This is a genomic window from Actinoplanes sp. NPDC004185, assembly GCF_053603475.1.
In genome coordinates this window covers 166,688-183,062 of sequence record NZ_JBSGFR010000002.1, presented here as the reverse complement: position 1 = coordinate 183,062, position 16,375 = coordinate 166,688, and the positions used below count along the sequence as shown (strand labels likewise).

15 protein-coding genes are annotated in these 16,375 nt (G+C 71.7%); 6 read left to right on the top strand and 9 right to left on the bottom strand.

The annotated features are described in order from the left end of the window. Window positions 1–46: 46 nt before the first annotated feature. Entirely contained in the window at window positions 47–2,437 is a 2,391-nt protein-coding gene (locus ACWEOZ_RS02980; RefSeq protein ID WP_451909070.1) for a DEAD/DEAH box helicase, read from the top strand. Here ACWEOZ_RS02980 and ACWEOZ_RS02975 read toward each other — a convergent pair. From ACWEOZ_RS02975 to ssd, 7 genes are all read right to left on the bottom strand, one after another. Beyond that, a complete protein-coding gene (locus ACWEOZ_RS02975) occupies window positions 2,401–2,748 on the bottom strand; it encodes an Rv3654c family TadE-like protein (RefSeq protein ID WP_451909069.1) in 348 nt (115 codons plus the stop codon). The genes ACWEOZ_RS02980 and ACWEOZ_RS02975 overlap by 37 nt on opposite strands. Continuing rightward, the gene (locus tag ACWEOZ_RS02970; protein WP_451909068.1) at window positions 2,745–3,131 is read right to left on the bottom strand and encodes a TadE family type IV pilus minor pilin; all 387 of its coding nucleotides are present in this window, start codon (window positions 3,129–3,131) and stop codon (window positions 2,745–2,747) included. The genes ACWEOZ_RS02975 and ACWEOZ_RS02970 overlap by 4 nt, the downstream gene beginning before the upstream one ends. Next, a complete protein-coding gene (locus ACWEOZ_RS02965; protein WP_451909238.1) occupies window positions 3,128–3,310 on the bottom strand; it encodes a DUF4244 domain-containing protein in 183 nt (60 codons plus the stop codon). Before ACWEOZ_RS02965 ends, ACWEOZ_RS02970 begins: the two co-directional genes overlap by 4 nt. 109 nt (window positions 3,311–3,419) lie before the next feature. Beyond that, window positions 3,420–4,130 carry a type II secretion system F family protein gene (locus tag ACWEOZ_RS02960; RefSeq protein ID WP_451909067.1) on the bottom strand — a complete coding sequence of 237 codons (711 nt, stop codon included), beginning with the start codon at window positions 4,128–4,130 and terminating at the stop codon, window positions 3,420–3,422. A 285-nt stretch (window positions 4,131–4,415) separates the two neighbouring features. Beyond that, the gene (locus ACWEOZ_RS02955; RefSeq protein ID WP_451909066.1) at window positions 4,416–5,204 is read right to left on the bottom strand and encodes a type II secretion system F family protein; all 789 of its coding nucleotides are present in this window, start codon (window positions 5,202–5,204) and stop codon (window positions 4,416–4,418) included. Then, entirely contained in the window at window positions 5,201–6,409 is a 1,209-nt protein-coding gene (locus ACWEOZ_RS02950) for a TadA family conjugal transfer-associated ATPase (RefSeq protein WP_451909065.1), read from the bottom strand. The genes ACWEOZ_RS02955 and ACWEOZ_RS02950 overlap by 4 nt, the downstream gene beginning before the upstream one ends. Continuing rightward, entirely contained in the window at window positions 6,406–7,503 is a 1,098-nt protein-coding gene (ssd, locus tag ACWEOZ_RS02945) for a septum site-determining protein Ssd (protein ID WP_451909064.1), read from the bottom strand. Before ssd ends, ACWEOZ_RS02950 begins: the two co-directional genes overlap by 4 nt. A gap of 245 nt (window positions 7,504–7,748) precedes the next feature. On the opposite strand from ssd, the gene ACWEOZ_RS02940 reads away from it, so the two are divergent. Beyond that, window positions 7,749–8,114 (top strand): STAS domain-containing protein, encoded by a 366-nt coding sequence (locus ACWEOZ_RS02940; RefSeq protein ID WP_451909063.1) that lies wholly within the window; start codon window positions 7,749–7,751, stop codon window positions 8,112–8,114. Window positions 8,115–8,453: 339 nt separating this feature from the next. Continuing rightward, on the top strand, window positions 8,454–9,254 hold the full coding sequence (locus ACWEOZ_RS02935) for an HAD family hydrolase (RefSeq protein WP_451909062.1): 801 nt from the start codon (window positions 8,454–8,456) through the stop codon (window positions 9,252–9,254). Between the two features lie 317 nt (window positions 9,255–9,571). Here the strand turns inward: ACWEOZ_RS02935 and ACWEOZ_RS02930 are convergent, their stop codons facing one another. Further along, window positions 9,572–10,051: a PH domain-containing protein gene (locus ACWEOZ_RS02930; protein ID WP_451909061.1), complete on the bottom strand. Its 480-nt coding sequence runs from the start codon at window positions 10,049–10,051 to the stop codon at window positions 9,572–9,574. A gap of 81 nt (window positions 10,052–10,132) precedes the next feature. Then, window positions 10,133–10,876, bottom strand: coding sequence for an oxidoreductase (locus tag ACWEOZ_RS02925; RefSeq protein ID WP_451909060.1), 744 nt, complete (start codon window positions 10,874–10,876; stop codon window positions 10,133–10,135). A 220-nt stretch (window positions 10,877–11,096) separates the two neighbouring features. Between ACWEOZ_RS02925 and acs the strand changes: the two genes are divergently transcribed. The 3 genes from acs (at window position 11,097) to ACWEOZ_RS02910 (ending at window position 16,245) form a co-directional block, all read left to right on the top strand. Continuing rightward, window positions 11,097–13,082 (top strand): acetate--CoA ligase, encoded by a 1,986-nt coding sequence (gene acs, locus ACWEOZ_RS02920; RefSeq protein ID WP_451909059.1) that lies wholly within the window; start codon window positions 11,097–11,099, stop codon window positions 13,080–13,082. A gap of 273 nt (window positions 13,083–13,355) precedes the next feature. Continuing rightward, entirely contained in the window at window positions 13,356–15,761 is a 2,406-nt protein-coding gene (locus ACWEOZ_RS02915) for an immune inhibitor A domain-containing protein (RefSeq protein ID WP_451909237.1), read from the top strand. A 115-nt stretch (window positions 15,762–15,876) separates the two neighbouring features. Beyond that, a complete protein-coding gene (locus ACWEOZ_RS02910) occupies window positions 15,877–16,245 on the top strand; it encodes a hypothetical protein (RefSeq protein ID WP_451909058.1) in 369 nt (122 codons plus the stop codon). The last annotated feature ends 130 nt before the right edge of the window (window positions 16,246–16,375 follow it).

The window sequence follows — 16,375 nt, the reverse complement described above, 5'->3', positions numbered from 1 at the left end:
TCGTACCCGTTTGAGGTTCGGGCCATACCGATGTCACAGTGCAGACGTGACCACGACCGTCCCGGGAATCCCGGCCGCACGCGGCGCACTGACCGGGCTCGGACCGGCCGAACTGCTGCACCGGCTGCGCGCCCGCAGCGCCGGCCAGTCGCCGGTCACCCACGTGGAGGCGCTGCCCGCCCGGCCCGGCCGCCCGGTGCCGTGGCCGCAGTGGGCGGCGCCGGCTGTGATCTCCGCGCTCGCCGACCGCGGGATCATCGCGCCCTGGGAACATCAGGCCGCGGCGGCGGAGCTGGCCCGAACGGGCCAGCACGTCGTGCTGGCGACGGGCACGGCCTCCGGCAAGTCGATGGCGTACCAGCTGCCCGCGCTGACCGCGCTGGTGGAAGACCCCCGCGCGACGGTGCTCTACCTGTCCCCGACCAAGGCGCTGGCGGCGGACCAGCTGCGCGCGCTGGTCCGGCTGGGCGTCGAGGGGGTACGCCCGGCCACATACGACGGTGACACCCCCCGCGAGGAACGCGAGTGGATCCGCCAGCACTCCCGCTTCGTGCTGACCAACCCGGACATGCTGCACCACGCGCTGCTGCCGGGCCACGCGCGCTGGGGTACGTTCCTGCGCCGCCTGCGGTACGTGGTGATCGACGAGTGCCACACGTACCGCGGGGTCTTCGGCTCGCACGTGGCGCACGTCCTGCGCCGGCTCCGCCGGGTCGCGGCCCGGTACGGCAGCGAGCCGACGTTCATCCTGGCCTCGGCGACCTCCGGCGACCCGGCCCACGCGGCGAGCCGCCTCACCGGCCTGCCGGTCGAGGCGGTGACCGAGGACGCGTCGCCGCGCGGGGCAACGACCTTCGCGCTGTGGGAGCCGCCGCTGCTGCCGCGCGAGCTCGATGACCTGGAGGCGGAGCTGCCCCCGGTACGCCGGTCAGCGCTGAGCGAGACGGCCGACCTGCTGACCGACGCCGTCGTGGCGGGCACCCGGACGCTGGCGTTCGTCAGGTCCCGGCGTGGCGCCGAAGTGGTGGCGACGATGACCCGGCGCGCGCTGGACGAGGTGGTGCCGGGCCTGGGTGACCGGGTGGCGGCGTACCGGGCGGGGTATCTGAAGGAGGACCGGCGGGCGATCGAACGGGCCCTGCTGACCGGCGAGTTGCTGGCCCTGGCCTCGACCAACGCACTGGAGCTGGGCGTCGACCTGGTCGGTCTGGACGCCGTGCTGATCTGCGGCTATCCGGGCACCCGGGCGTCGTTGTGGCAGCAGGCGGGGCGCGCGGGCCGGGCCGGGGGCGAGGCGCTGGCGGTGCTGGTGGCCCGGGACGATCCGCTGGACACGTACCTGGTGCACCACCCGGAGGCGCTGTTCGGCCGGCCGGTCGAGGCGACGGCCCTGGACCCGGCCAACCCGTACGTGCTGGGCCCACAACTGTGCTGCGCCGCCGTGGAGGCCCCGCTGACGAAGGCGGACCTGGAGCTGTTCGGCGGTGCGCCGGCGCTGGCGGCGGCGGAAGCCCTGACCGAGTCGGGGGCGCTGCGCCGCCGGCCGTCGGGCTGGTACTGGACGCACCGCGGCCGCCCGGACGTGGACCTGCGCGGCACGGGCGGGGCCCCGATCTCGGTGGTCGAGTCGGCGACCGGCCGCCTGCTCGGCACGGTCGACCAGGGCTCGTCGCACGTCATGCTGCACACCGGGGCGGTCTACCTGCATCAGGGCGTGTCGTACCTGGTGGACGACCTGGACCTGGAGGACGCGGTGGCCCTGGTGCACGCGGCCGAGCCGGACTGGTCGACGCACGCCCGGGACGTGACGGATCTGTCGGTGGTCTCGATCCGCGAGTACGTGAACGCGGGCCCGGTCGGCCTGTTCCTGGGCGAGGTGGACGTGACGAACCAGGTGGTCTCGTACCAGCGCCGCCGGATCGGCTCGGGCGAGGTGATCGACACCCGGCCGCTGGACCTGCCGCCGAGGGAACTCCGCACGGTGGCGGTCTGGTTCACGCTCTCACCGAATCTCCTGGTGGCGTCGGGGGTGGAGCCGGCGGACTTCCCGGGGGCGCTGCACGCGGCGGAACACGCGGCGATCGGCCTGCTGCCGCTGATGGCGACGTGCGACCGCTGGGACATCGGGGGCTTGTCGACGGCGAACCACCAGGACACGGAAGCGCCGACGGTGTTCGTCTACGACGGCCACCCGGGCGGGGCGGGCTTCGCGGAACGCGCCTACGCGACGGCGGCAGAGTGGCTCCAGGCGACCAGGGAGGCGATCGCCAGTTGCGGCTGCGAGACCGGCTGCCCGTCGTGCGTGCAGTCCCCGAAGTGCGGCAACGGCAACAACCCCCTGGACAAGAAGGGCGCGGTGGCCGTCCTGGACGCGGTCCTCGCTCAGTTCTCCGGAGTGGCTCAGACCGGTCCCGCGCGGGCGGCGGCTGACGCGTAGCGGGTGAGTCCCGGTAACGGCGTCACGGTGACCTCGACGCCGACGACGATCTCCAGACCGTCGACGCGGCAGGAGACCAGCCGCGCCCCGTTGGCGAGAACGAACCGCTCCGCTCTCCCGCAGGCCACCTCGGCGCCTTCCACCGCGCGGGCTGCGCCGGCCAGTGCGCCCAGGTCAGCCGCTGTCCGAGCCTGATGCCGGCCGACCCGCGCCGCCCCGACGGCCGCCCCGGCGATCCCGGCGGCGACCAGCACCAGCCCGATGGCCAGCACCAGGATCGAGGCGGCCCCCCGATCGCTGCTCGTCCTCATGGGACTGTGCCGGTCAGCTCGGGTTCGCGAGCGGCGACTGCTTCCGCGCGTACCGACATGGCCGGGAGGTGGCCGCCCAGAATCGGAACCGGAGCACGCACCGTGACCGTCACTGTCTCCTCTCCCGTCACCAGATCGATCTGCGCTTCCGCCGGAGCTATCCGGGCGGCCTCCGCGAGGCCCGACCCGCCGCGGGCGGCGACCAGCGCACCCTCTCTGGCGGCGTCCACGCACCGGCCCTGAGCGGTCACCGCCCCGACCGCCGTCAGCCCGGCGAACAGCAGCAGCATGAGCGCCGGCAGCCCGGCCGCCATCTCGGCGGTGAACGCACCCCTGTCCGACCCGAGCGCCCGCAGACGACCGGACCACCGGCGCCCGCTCACTTCAGCGCGTCGTTGATCACGCCGGTCAGCGACGCCTGCACGGTCGGGCTGCTGAGCACCTTGAGCAGAACGCCGGCGAACGCGACGGCGGCGAGCGTGCCGACGGCGTATTCGGCGGTGTTCATGCCGTCGTCGCCTCGCAGGCCGGCCAGGCGGAGGAACAGTCTGTGCACGTGGATCTCCTTCTCGTGGTGGGTTCTCCCAGGACGTCGCCGCGGACGGCGACCAGCACCGGCGACTGGGCCGGCGAGTTTGCGGTGGGCTCTCACAGGGTCTTGCGGTGGGCTCTCACAGGACGTCGCCCAGGACGTCGACGACCACCGGTACGAGCCCGGCGAGCACGAAAGCGGGCAGGAAGCACAGCCCGAGCGGCAGAACGATGAGGACTCCAGCCCGGTGGGCAGCCGCCTCCACCGCCACCGACCGGTCGCCGCGCAGGTCATCGGCGAGTCGGGTCAACGCGCCGGCCAGCGCGCCGCCGCTGGCGCTGGACCGGACGGCCGCCGCGACGAGCCGGTCAGCGCCGGGCACACCGGCCAGGTGCGCCCACGCCTCCGGTGGTTCGGCGCCCAGGCGCAGCGAGCGGCCCACCCGGTCGAGCCGCTCCCCGAGCGGGCCGCCGAGCGCGTCCGCCACGGCGGAAACCGCCCGGTCGACGGGAGCTCCGGCGCGCAGCACCGCGGCGAGGAGGTCGGCACCCAGCGGCAGGTCCTCGACGGCTCGTTGGCGGGCCGCCCGCACATCGGCCGGTTCGCGGCGCCGCAGGAACCGATCCACTCCGACGGCGGTGGCGACCCCGAACGGCACGGCCCACCAGTGCCCGACCAGCCCGACCACTGCCAGCCCGGCGGCGACGTCAAGCAGGAAGCGCGGGCTGCGGCCGGGCGAATTGCCGGGCGATCTGCCCAGTCGGCGTAGTCGTCGCCGCACTGCCCACCGCCGGGCGAACGGCAAGCCGAGAAGTGCCGCGAGCCCGGCCAGGCCAAGGATGACTATCAAGGGATCACCTCGCGGACCGGCGTGAGCACGAAGAGCGCTGCGGTGGCTTCCAGCAGGGCAGCCTGTGAGCAGGGCGGAGGGGATGATTCGGGCGCTCGTGCGGCGTGCAGGATCGCTGCGGCGCAGCAGGGCTTGAAGGGCACTCGGCCGGGTCGACCCGGTCGGAGAAACGCGGCAGCGCCGCACATTGGCTCAGTCATCGCGCCGGTCCGGTCATTCCGTCGAGCTCGGCCTTCACGTCAGCACCCACCATTCCGTCGTCATCGCGTCGATCTGTTCGAAGCTTCATTGCGTCGGTCCGGTCGAGAGCCGGTCGGCCCAGAGGAGGCCGGCGCACTGCAGGAGGACCGCGCCGATCGCGCACGCCGCTCCCAGTGGCGTTCCCAGCAGCACTTCCAGCGGGTCGGCCCCGATCCCGTAGCCGAGTGCGATCCCGCCGACCGGCAGGCCCGCCAGCAGCAACGCGGTCGCCTGAGCGCCGGCCGCCTGGGCAGCCGCCGTGGCCCGCGAACGGTCACCGGCCCGGGCGTCGGCCTCGATCCGCTCGACAAGATCAGCCGCGGGCGCACCGGTCTGCTCGGCCAGCCGCCACACCGCCGCGGTCAGCTCGGCCAGCCGGAGATCGAAGTCGCGGGGGCGTGCACCTGAGGCGGTGAGGGGCATCGCCCCTACCGCCAAGCCGGCACGCAGGTCGGCGGCCAGCGCGTTCAACCCGTCGAGGCTGCGGGACCGCGCCGCGACATCCCGGCGACGGGCAGCCCGGCGGACAGCGGCCCGAGCCCCGAGCGCCCCGTAGACCGCGAGCACCAGCCCAGCCACCGGCCCGGCCACGATCGTGCCCACCGCCGCACCCGCCGCGATCGCGATGCCGACCGCCCGCCGCGGTGACCCGTCGGCAAGGGCCCGCACCCAGGCCAGAACCCGCACCCGGGACCCCAGCCGGCGAAAACTCACGGCGCTGACACCCTGGCGTCGCCCGTTGAGCCGCCGCAGCACCGCCCCCGCCGGCCAGGCCGCAACGGCGGCCGCCCCGGTCAGCAGCCCGGCGGCGAGCACCCAAGCCACCCCGCTCACGGCCGCGCTCCCCCGGCTGTCTGCAGGATCGGTGGGACCGCGACGCCGCGATCGGTCAGGTGCCGGGCCAGCGTCTCGGCGCCCGGCCCCGCGCCGCGCCCGAGCTGCCAGGCCGGTACGACCGACACCAGCCGCTGATCCCCCGCCGCCCGCAGCACCCCGACGGACTCCAGGACCCGCCCCCGGTCGGTACGCCGTACCTGCAGCACCACCTGCAACGCCGCCAGCACCTGCGCGTGCAACGCCGCCCGGGGCAGACCGCCGAGCATGCCCAGCGCCTCCAGCCGGGCCGGTACGTCACCCGGCGCATTGGCGTGCAGCGTGCCCGCCCCTCCGTCGTGCCCCGTGTTCAGCGCACCCAGCAGGTCGACGATCTCGGCGCCCCGGCACTCACCCACCACCAGCCGGTCCGGCCGCATCCGCAGGGCCTGCCGTACGAGATCGGTGAGCCCGACGGCCCCGGCACCCTCGACATTGGCGGTACGCGCCTGCAGAGCCACCACATGCGGATGCACCGGCCGCAACTCGGCGGCGTCCTCCACCAGCACGATCCGCTCGGTGTGCGGCACGAGCCCCAGCAACGTCCCCAGCAGTGTCGTCTTCCCCGACCCCGTCCCACCGGTGACCAGGTACGCGAGCCGAGCCGCCACCACCGCGGCGAGCAGCGGAGCCAGCCCGGGCGGAACAGTGCCGTGCTCGACCAGGTCGCCGAGGCTGAACGGCCGCTGCCGGAAGGTCCGCAGCGACAGGTAGGGCCCGCTGGTCGCCACCGGCGGGAGCACAGCGTGCAATCGGGTGCCGTCCGCGAGCCGCGCGTCGGCGTACGGCTGACCGTCGTCCAGCCGCCGCCCGCAGGCAGCCGCCAGCCGTTGGGCCAGCCGTCGCACGTCGTCGGCGTCCCCCAGCGCAACGGCCGCCCGCTGCAGCCCCGCACCCCGGTCGACCCACACCTGCACGCCGTTGACCAGCACGTCCGTGACCGTGGGGTCCGCCAGCAGCGGGGCCAGCGGTCCGGCTCCGACGAGCTGGTCGTGCACCCGGTCAGCCAGCCGCAGGACAGCGGTGTCGCCGAGCACAGCGGCACCCGGCTCGGCACGCACCGCCGACACGACGGCTGCCGGGGTGGCCTCCACACCGTCGGCGGCGAATTGCCGGCGTACCCGCTCGGTGACCTCGGGATAAAACGTGCCGAGGGCGTCGCTCACGCGGCCACCTCCGCGCGCTCTTCCTGGACCAGTTGCCGGATGAGCCGTTTGCACAGCTCGGCCAGCGGTCCACGACCGTCGGCCGCCGGGGCGTCGCCCCTCTCCAGCGCCTGGCAGATCGCCGCCTCCGGCCGGAGTGACCCGGCCAGCGGCAGCCCGATGGACCTCGCCACCTCTCGCGCTTTCAGCTTTCCGGGCGCCGGACCGCGCACCACGACCGCGAGGTTGTCGCAGTGCGTCCTGACCATCGCCGCGATCCGGGAGGCCGCCGCTGTCGCCCGCAGCTCGGCCGGCACGATCATGATCGTCTGGTCGGCCGCGGCCAGGGCCAGCGTCGCCGCGTCGTCGAGCCGGCGGGGCAGGTCCGCGATGATCACGTCGCGACCGCGGCGGGCCGCGTCCAGGGTCGCCGCCATCGCTTCGGCGGGCACCGGCGCCACCTCGTCGCGGGCGAACGACAGCAGCACCAGGTCGCCGCGGTGCGGCAGGGCCTCGAGCAGCGCCGGCGGGTTCACCCGGCCGCCCGTGCCGGCCAGGGCCGGCCAGCGCAGGCCGTCCATCCCCTCCCAGCCGAGGACCAGGTCGAGCCCGCCGCCCACCGGGTCGGCGTCGACCAGCAGCGTGCGGTGGCCGCTGCTGGTGGCGGTCACCGCCAGGGCGCCCGCGAGGATGCTCGCTCCCGCGCCGCCCCGGCCGCCGATCACGGCGAGCACCCGGCCCGGCGGAGCCGGCTCGCTGCGTTCGGCGAAGCGGTCGACGAGCCACGGCTCGGCCGTGGGCAGGGCGGCCACGTGCTCGGCGCCGAGGTCCCCGGCGACCTCCCAGGCCGCCTCGACCGCCGCGGTGTGGCCGACGATGACCATGCGGGGGCGGCGTGGGAGCGGCGCCCGCAGGCAGGCCGCGGCCTGGTCGGCACCGATCACGACCAGGGGGGCGGCCGCGAAGCGGGGACGGGCCGCCACCGGGTCGGGCGCCACGTCGACCTCGGTGCCGCCGGCCGCGGCCAGGCGCAGCAGATCGTCGAGGAGGTCCGGATCGGCCGTCACGACGAGCGGCAGGCGCGGTCCGGAACGGACGGGAGTGCGGGCTGGCATCGTGGCTCCACGGGTACGGCGGGCTGTTGGGCGCTCACCGTCGCGCTCCGACCCGGCCCCCTTCAACGGGCCCGGCCCCGGCCTGTGGACAAACCCCTGGCTGTGGACGACGCCCGCGGGCGGGAAGTGATCTGTTATCTGGCGGCGATCATGGGTAACTTCGGGGGTCGCCCAGCCGATACGTGAGGGGAATGAACGCCCGCGGGGTTGGGTATGTTGGGCCGACCCGGACCGATGGAGTTGGCATGGAGCACCCGACCGAGAGCTCGCTCGGCGATGACGGGACGGCCTGCGTCGCCGTGCTGGGCGAGATCGACTTCACCAATGCCGACGAGGTCGCTCAGGCTCTGCGGGACGCCGTCGCCGACTGGTCCCCGCCGGAGCTGCGGGTCGACCTGCGCGGGGCCACCTTCATCGACTCGACCGGCCTCGGCGCGCTGATCGAGGGTTATCGGGCCGCCACCGAGCACGACGCGCGTTTCGTCGTGACGAACCCCAGCCCGAGCTTCCGCCAGGTGCTGACCGTCACCGGCCTGTGCGATCTCTTCGGCATGAGCGAGGCCGACGGACGCGCCGAGCAGGACGAGTCGGTCTCCGCGGCCAGGGCCTAGCAGCACAGATGGGAACGACCCCCGACGGGGGAGTCGGGGGCCGTCCTGGGATTCGGCTCCGGGGGGGTCGAGCCGAATCGGACCCGGTGACCGCGGGGGGCGCAATCACCGAGAATCTGTGTGCGGGAAGGGTGTGTGCGACTCCGCCGATTCCCACCTGTTGCACAGACAACACCTGTCGCACAGACAACATGAATCACAGTCGCACCACAAGCATGCCTCAGGAGTGCGCCACCGTCGAGTACCCACGGTGACCGACTACCGTCCACGGGTGTTTTCGTCGCGGTCCGTGGCCCGAGGCGGCCGGGCCGGTGCTCGGTGCGGCTACACTTTCGGCCCGTGGGCCCGAGTGCCGCCTTCTTCGACCTAGACAAGACCGTCATCGCCAAGTCCAGCGCGCTGGCCTTCGGACGGCCGTTCTACCGCGATGGGCTGATCAGCCGCCGCGACGTGGTCAAATCCGCCTACGCCCAGTTGATGTTCCGGCTGGGCGGCACGGACGAGCAGACCATGGCCCGCACCCGCGACTATCTCGCCGCGCTGTGCAAGGGCTGGAAGGTCGAGCAGGTCCAGCAGATCGTGGCGGAGACCCTGGAAGAGCTGATCAACCCGTACGTGTACGCGGAAGCGGCCATCCTGATCGGTGAGCACCAGGCCGCCGGCCGGGACGTCGTGCTGGTGTCGGCCTCCGGCGACGAGATGGTCCGGCCGATCGGGGCGCTGCTCGGGGTGACCGACGTGATCGCCACCCGGATGGGCATCGTCGACGGCCGGTTCAGCGGCGAGGTCGAGTTCTACGCGGCCGGCGTGCGCAAGGTCGACGGCGTCCGCGAGCTGGCCGAGGAGCGCGGGTACGACCTGGCGGAGTGTTACGCGTACTCGGACTCGAGCAGTGATCTGCCCCTGCTGGAGGCGGTCGGTCATCCCAGCACGGTCAATCCGGACCGCACGCTGCGGCGGGTCGCGCTGGAGCGGTCCTGGCCGGTGCTGGAGTTCCGGCACCCCGTACCGCTGGGCCGCAGGCTGCGGGAACGCCCGGCCGTGCCGGTCGCCGCGGCCGCGCTCGGCGTCGGGGTGGGGGTGGCGATCGGGATCGCCATCTACGGCCGCCACCGCCGCACCCGGGCCGCCCTCGCCTGAGCCGGGCAGGCACACCGGCGAGCGGGCCGGCCGAATGTCAAGACCGATACCGCATGTGTCTGACTATCACCCGCGGTGGCTTCACGCTGCCGAAACTCTGGCGATCAAGGGCGGCCGGGCGTAGAAAGAAGGAGCGGAGCCCTTCACGGAGCACCGTGCACGGCCACCGGGAACCCACGCGCGATCAGCCACGGCAGGCACGTTGCGGCGGCACCTCATCAGGACTGCCGACAACGACCCAGGTGCACGCTTGATAGCCCGGTAGGACGTGCGAAGCGACGGCGCCTCACCCGTGAGGCGCCGTCCTCATGTCCGGCTCAGGCCGGGGCGACCGCGGCGAGGTGCCGCTCACGCAGCTCGCGGTAGACCTGGCGGAAGAGGTGCGGCCGGGAGTGGAAGTCCATCCCCTGGGCCCACAGTTCGGTGTTCACCATCGTGCCGTCGCGGCGCTCGATCAGCACGGTCATGCCGGCCTCGATCTCCCAGCGACCGAGCTTGTGGGTGTGCCGGTGCAGCCGGACGTGGGCGATCTCCTCCCACCGCATCGTGCGGGAGCGCAGCAGCCCCCGGACGCGCAGGCCGGCCGGGCCGATGTAGACGCCCATCTCGCGGATCCGCCAGCCGCCGACCACCCAGACCGTGGTGATCACCGCGGCCAGGATGCGGACCCCGGCGCCGGCCAGCCCGAACTGCTCGACCGTGCTCCAGCCGAGCAGGGCCAGGGCGACGGCTTCCCAGCCGATCACCAGCCAGCGGCCCGAGCCCGGGGTGTACGGACGTTTCCACTCGTCTCCCACCCGGCCGAGTATGCCAACCGAGCCCGGCAGAAATAGGGTGTTCCGGACATCGATGCAGATGGCAGCCAACCGGGCGAGGGGCTACGTACCCGAAGGGCTCAGCACGGTGTCGCCGATCTCCGCGATCTCGTCGGCTCCCGCGGACACCGCTGCCGCGTAGTGCCGGAGCCAGGACCGCACGCCGTCGGGAGTGCCGGTGGCGTAGGCCCCGGCCGCGCCCACGTACTCGGGCTCGCGGGCCAGGTGGCCGGCCTCCACGCCGACCAGGCCCCGCGGGTCGAATCCGCGGCCGATGAGGGTGAGCCGGGCCGCGGCGCGGGCCACGATCCCGGCCGGACCGGCGAACGGCTTGAGCGTCAGCAGCTCGGCGTGCACGATGGCCGCGAGCAGCAGGGGCGGGGTGCGGTCGTTGCCGGCCACGAGCCCGGCCAGCGCGTCGATGCGGTCGGCGCCGGTCTCGAGCCGGCCCAGCGCCGGCTCCGGGACGACGCCGCGGGCCGCCAGCACGTGCAGCCGGGCGAGCACCTGGCGTGGGGCGCGGGGCCACAGGTCGACGAGCCCGCCGAGCGCTTCGGCGACCCGCAGGGCTCCTTGGATCACCGGGTCCGTGACCGTGCCGGCGCGTACCTCGTCGAGGTCGTACCGGTGCTCCTCCAGGGCTGCGCTGGCCACCGCGGCCCGCAGGCTCACCTCGGCGGCCACCTGGCCGCCGTTGCGGCGCAGCGCGCGGTGCCGCATCGCGGCGTCGACGCGCTCGCGCGCGGCGGTGAACGCGGGCTCGACGTCGGCCAGCGCGAGCAGCGGGGCCAGTGGATCAGCAGTCACGGGCCAACCGTAGCCGGAAAAAGCCCGGAAACCCGGGGTGCGCGAAGTGGCTCGTAAGTGGCAAGATTCGCGCAGTACCGATCATCTCGTGCCCGATCGGCGCGCGCGGATCGCCATTCGGCGCGGCCACAGGGCACTACAGCTTGCAACTCTCGCCGGGCCACCCCGGCAGAACTAGTGTTCAGACGAAGCGACCGGTCATGGCAGAGGAGCCGCCCTCATGAGCGAGACACTGGAGAACCTGTACTCGGAGACGCGGACGTTCCCGCCGCCGGCCGAGCTTGCCGCCGCCGCCAACGTCAAGGCCGCGGCATACCAGGAGGCCGACGACGACCGCGAAGGATTCTGGGAGCAGCAGGCCCGGCGACTGCACTGGGCCAAGCCCTGGGACCAGGTGCTGGACTGGTCGAACGCGCCGTTCGCCAAGTGGTTCGTCGGCGGTGAGCTCAACATCGCCTACAACTGCGTGGACCGCCACGTCGAGGCCGGCCACGGCGACAAGGTGGCCATCCACTGGGAGGGCGAGCCCGGCGACACCCGCACCATCACCTACGCGGACCTGCTCCGCAGCGTCAGCCAGGCGGCGAACACGCTGACCGAGCTCGGCGTGACGGCCGGCGACCGCGTGGCGATCTACCTGCCGATGATCCCGGAGGCCGCGGTCGCGATGCTGGCCTGCGCCCGGATCGGCGCGCTGCACAGCGTGGTCTTCGGCGGCTTCTCCGTCGACGCGCTCGCCACCCGCATCCAGGACGCCGACTGCAAGCTGGTCATCACGGCCGACGGCGGCTACCGCCGCGGCAAGCCCTCGGCGCTCAAGCCGACCGTCGACGAGGCCGTCGCGCAGTGCCCGAGCATCGAACACGTGCTGGTCGTCCGCCGCACCGGCGAGGACGTCACGTGGGGTGACAAGGACCTGTGGTGGCACGAGAGCGTCGAGCAGGCCAGTGACCAGCACGAGGCGCAGGCGTTCGACTCCGAGCACCCGCTCTTCATCCTCTACACCTCGGGCACGACCGGGAAGCCGAAGGGCATCCTGCACACCACCGGCGGCTACCTGACCCAGGTGTCGTACACCCACCACGCGGTGTTCGACGTCAAGCCGGAGACCGACGTCTACTGGTGCACGGCCGACATCGGCTGGGTGACCGGCCACTCGTACATCGTCTACGGTCCGCTGTCGAACGGCGCCACCCAGGTCATGTACGAGGGCACCCCGGACACCCCGCACCGCGGCCGGTTCTGGGAGATCGTCGACAAGTACAAGGTGAGCCTGCTCTACACCGCACCCACCCTCATCCGCACCATGATGAAGTGGGGCGACGACATCCCGGCCAAGTACGACCTGTCGTCGCTGCGCATCCTGGGCAGCGTCGGCGAGCCGATCAACCCCGAGGCCTGGATGTGGTACCGCGAGCACGTCGGCCACGACAACGCCCCCATTGTGGACACCTGGTGGCAGACCGAGACCGGCGCGATGATGATCTCGCCCCTGCCCGGCGTGACCGCCTCGAAGCCCGGCTCGGCGATGACCCCGCTGCCGGGCATCTCCGCCGACGTGGTCAACGACGAGGCCGAGTCGGTGCCGGACGGCGGTGGCGGCTTCCTGGTGCTGCGCGAGCCGTGGCCGTCGATGCTGCGCGGCATCTGGGGTGACGAGCAGCGTTTCAAGGACACGTACTGGTCGCGCTTCGGCAAGGGCGCGGGCGTCGGCGACGAGTGGATCTACTTCGCCGGCGACGGGGCGAAGAAGGACGACGACGGCGCGCTCTGGCTCCTCGGCCGGGTCGACGACGTCATGCTGATCTCAGGACACAACATCTCGACCACCGAGGTGGAGTCGGCCCTGGTGTCGCACCCGTCGGTCGCCGAGGCGGCCGTGGTCGGTGCGACCGACCCGACCACCGGGCAGGCTATTGTTGCCTTCACTATTCCACGGGGCAATGTGGACACTTCGGGCGAGGCCGGCGAGAAGCTCATCCAGGATCTGCGCAACCACGTCGCCAAGAAGCTCGGCCCGATCGCCAAGCCGCGCCAGATCATGCTCGTGGCCGAGCTGCCCAAGACGCGGTCCGGCAAAATCATGCGGCGCCTGCTCAAGGACGTTGCGGAGAACCGTTCCCTGGGTGACGTCACGACGCTGCAGGACTCCGCCGTGATGGATCTGATCTCCTCCGGCATGCAGGCGGTTAAGTCCGAAGACTGAGACAGTTATCGATAAACGGCGGCAGCCCTGCGATCGTGCAGGTCTGCCGCCGTTTCATGAGCACAGTCCACTTTTGGGTATATGCCGGTACTTGCATGATGGAAAAACCATAATGCGTAACCATCTCTCATCAATATCTCCGGGCTCTTCCAAGACATAGGTGTGTTTGCATACGTTCACGTGAGCCTCGAATCCGAGGCCGGTTTACCGCCGTCCGCTGCACCCCAGCGCTCGGTCACGTCAACGGAGGTACACGTAGTGCGCAAGGTGGTCGTGGGACTACTCGGCGCCGCGATGGTCACCAGCGTCGGGGTCATGCTCCCCGCCGGTGCCAACGCCGCCCCGCCAGTGGATCCAGCGCCGGTCGCTAAGGCCGATGCCAACTCAGCACCTGTCGACGATCTGCCCAACCCCCTCGAGGACAAGCGCCGCGCCCTGCGCGAGCAGGCAGTCGCCGACGTGGTCAGCGGCAAGGCCAAGGCCGTGACCAAGAACGGCAGCTCGGTCGTCAAGGTCGGACGGACCCAGGGCTCCGGCACCAGCAACCGCGCGGTCGCCAAGGCCGGTCAGGACCAGTACGTCGAGATCAGCCGTGAGCGGACCGACCGGATCTTCGTGATCCTGACCGAGTTCGGCAACGAGCGCAGCCCCAGCTTCCCGGACAAGGACATGGCTCCCACCGTGCCCGGCCCGGCGCGCTTCGACGGACCGCTGCACAATGAGATCCCCGAGCCGAACCGGGCCGTGGACAACTCGACGGTGTGGCAGGCGGACTACTCGGCCGACTTCTACCGCAACCTGTACTTCGGTGAGGGCGCGGGCACGGAGTCGGTCAAGACCTACTTCGAGAGCCAGTCCTCCGGCCGGTACAGCGTCGACGGCGAGGTCACCGACTGGGTGAAGGTCCCGTTCAACGAGGCCCGCTACGGCCGCTCGAACGACAACCCGACCGACGCCAACGGCGACGACCCGGCTGTCTGCGCGAGCAACGTCTGCAACAACACCTGGGCCCTGGTCCGCGACGCGGCCAACCGCTGGGTCGAGCTGCAGAAGGCGGCCGGGCGCACGGACGCCGAGATCGCCGCCGACATGAAGTCGTTCGACCAGTACGACCGCTACGACTTCGACGGCGACGGCAACTTCAACGAGTCCGACGGCTACATCGACCACTTCCAGATCGTCCACTCCGGCGGCGACCAGGCCGACGGTGACCCGAACCAGGGTGAGGACGCCATCTGGAGCCACCGCTGGTACGCGTACGGCACCGACCAGGGCCGCACCGGCCCGGCCGGCAACCTGCTCGGCGGCACCCAGATCGGCAACACGGGCATCTGGATCGGCGACTACACGATCCAGCCCGAGAACGGCGGCCTGTCCGTCTTCGTGCACGAGTACACGCACGACCTGGGCCTGCCGGACGACTACGACACCTCCGGTGGCGGCGACAACAACAACGAGCACTGGACCCTGATGGCCCAGAGCCGGCTCAGCGCCGCCGGGGACCAGGGCATCGGCACCCGCCCGGGCGACCTCGGCGCCTGGAACAAGCTCCAGCTCGGCTGGCTCGACTACGAGACGATCGTGGCCGGGCAGTCCAAGACCCTGAACATGGGTCCGGAGGAGTACAACTCCGCCAAGGCGCAGGCCGCGGTGGTCGTGCTCCCGGACAAGGAGGTCTCCACCGATCTCGGTGCGCCGTTCGCGGGTGAGGGTCAGTTCTTCTCCGGCAACGCCGACGACCTGAACAACTCGATGAGCAAGACCATCGACCTCACCGGCAAGACCACAGCGGGGGTCACGCTCAAGGGCCGCTACGACATCGAGACCGACTACGACTACCTCTACTTCGAGGCCTCGACGGACAACGGCACCACCTGGACCCGGCTCAACGGCACGGTCAACGGCGCTGCCTTCCCGACGGACGCCAGCGGGACGCCGGCGCTGACCGGCAGCACCGCCGGCGCGTGGGTCGACATCGCGGTGCCGCTGAACGCGTACGCGGGCAAGAAGGTCGACTTCCGCCTGCACTACCTGACGGACGGCGGTGTCTCCGAGGGCGGCTTCTTCGGTGACGACGTCACCATCACCGCGGACGGCGCGACCGTGCTGGCCGACGGCGCCGAGGGCGACACCACCTGGGCCCTCGACGGCTTCTCGATCGTCGGCGCCGCCTCGGTCGAGGAGTTCGACAACTTCTACATCGCCGGCCACCGCAGCTACGTGTCGTACGACAAGTACCTGAAGACCGGCCCGTACTTCTTCGGCTACCCCGCGCAGCCGGACAAGGTCGACCACTACTCGTACCAGGAGGGCCTGCTCATCTCCTACTGGGACACCTCCCAGGTCGACAACAACACCAACGTGCACCCGGGCGTCGGCCGCAACCTCTACATCGACGCGCACCCGGCGCCGTTCTACAACCTCGAGGGGCTGCCCTGGCGGGCCCGCATCCAGGTGTACGACGCGCCGTTCAGCCTGAAGAAGGCGGACTCGTTCACGCTGCACATCAACGGCAAGCCCAGCTACATCCGGGGCCAGGCCGCGCAGCCGCTGTTCGACGACACCAAGAAGTACTTCTACGACGAGCTGCCGAACCACGGCGTCAAGCTGCCCGCCGCCGGCGTCAAGATCAAGGTCGTCGACGTCAACGGCACGTCCATGAAGGTCAAGTTCAGCTGATCACCAGCAGTACGAGCGGCGCCCGGGGAGTGACTCCCCGGGCGCCGTCCCGTTTCCGGGGAACCGCGACGATTGCCGGCACGTCCAAGCGGCCGTGACCAGAACCGGGATCCTCGTGCTCGCCGCCGCCCTGACCGTGCTGTCCGGGTGCGCCGCCGGCAACGAGCCCACCGTCGCTCCCCCGCGGGCCGAGCGGACCGTTTCCCCGCTGCCGACCCTAACCCGGCCCACCGCTCCGCCGAGCGAGCCGACGGACGACATCAAAGCCACCGAGCTCATCGTCGGCACGGTCAACCGCGGCGGCTCAGGCCCGTGCTACGGCCTCGTCACCGACGACGGCGTCCAATATGCCCTCTATGAAGCCAAGGGCCGGACATTGACCATCGGCATTCGGATAAAGGCCGACGTCAGCCCGTCGACGCTGGATATCGCTTGTGGGGCAGGCACTCCGGTCGAGGTCAGCACTTTGACGCCGGTCGGCTGAGCGCTTCCGCGTAAAGATTCTCTTTCTTTTGGGCCCAGCACTTCCATACATCTGACTGTTTGCATACGTTCACCTGAGCCCCGAAACCCGGGGCCGTTTTCCGCCGATCCGCTGCACCCAGCGATCGGTC

Excerpts from the sequence above, each read along its gene's own strand:
- ACWEOZ_RS02975 (WP_451909069.1), bottom strand. The coding sequence starts at position 2,748 with ATGAGGACGAGCAGCGATCGGGGGGCCGCCTCGATCCTGGTGCTGGCC.
- ssd (WP_451909064.1), bottom strand. The coding sequence starts at position 7,503 with ATGCCAGCCCGCACTCCCGTCCGTTCCGGACCGCGCCTGCCGCTCGTC.
- ACWEOZ_RS02940 (WP_451909063.1), top strand. The coding sequence starts at position 7,749 with ATGGAGCACCCGACCGAGAGCTCGCTCGGCGATGACGGGACGGCCTGC.
- acs (WP_451909059.1), top strand. The coding sequence starts at position 11,097 with ATGAGCGAGACACTGGAGAACCTGTACTCGGAGACGCGGACGTTCCCG.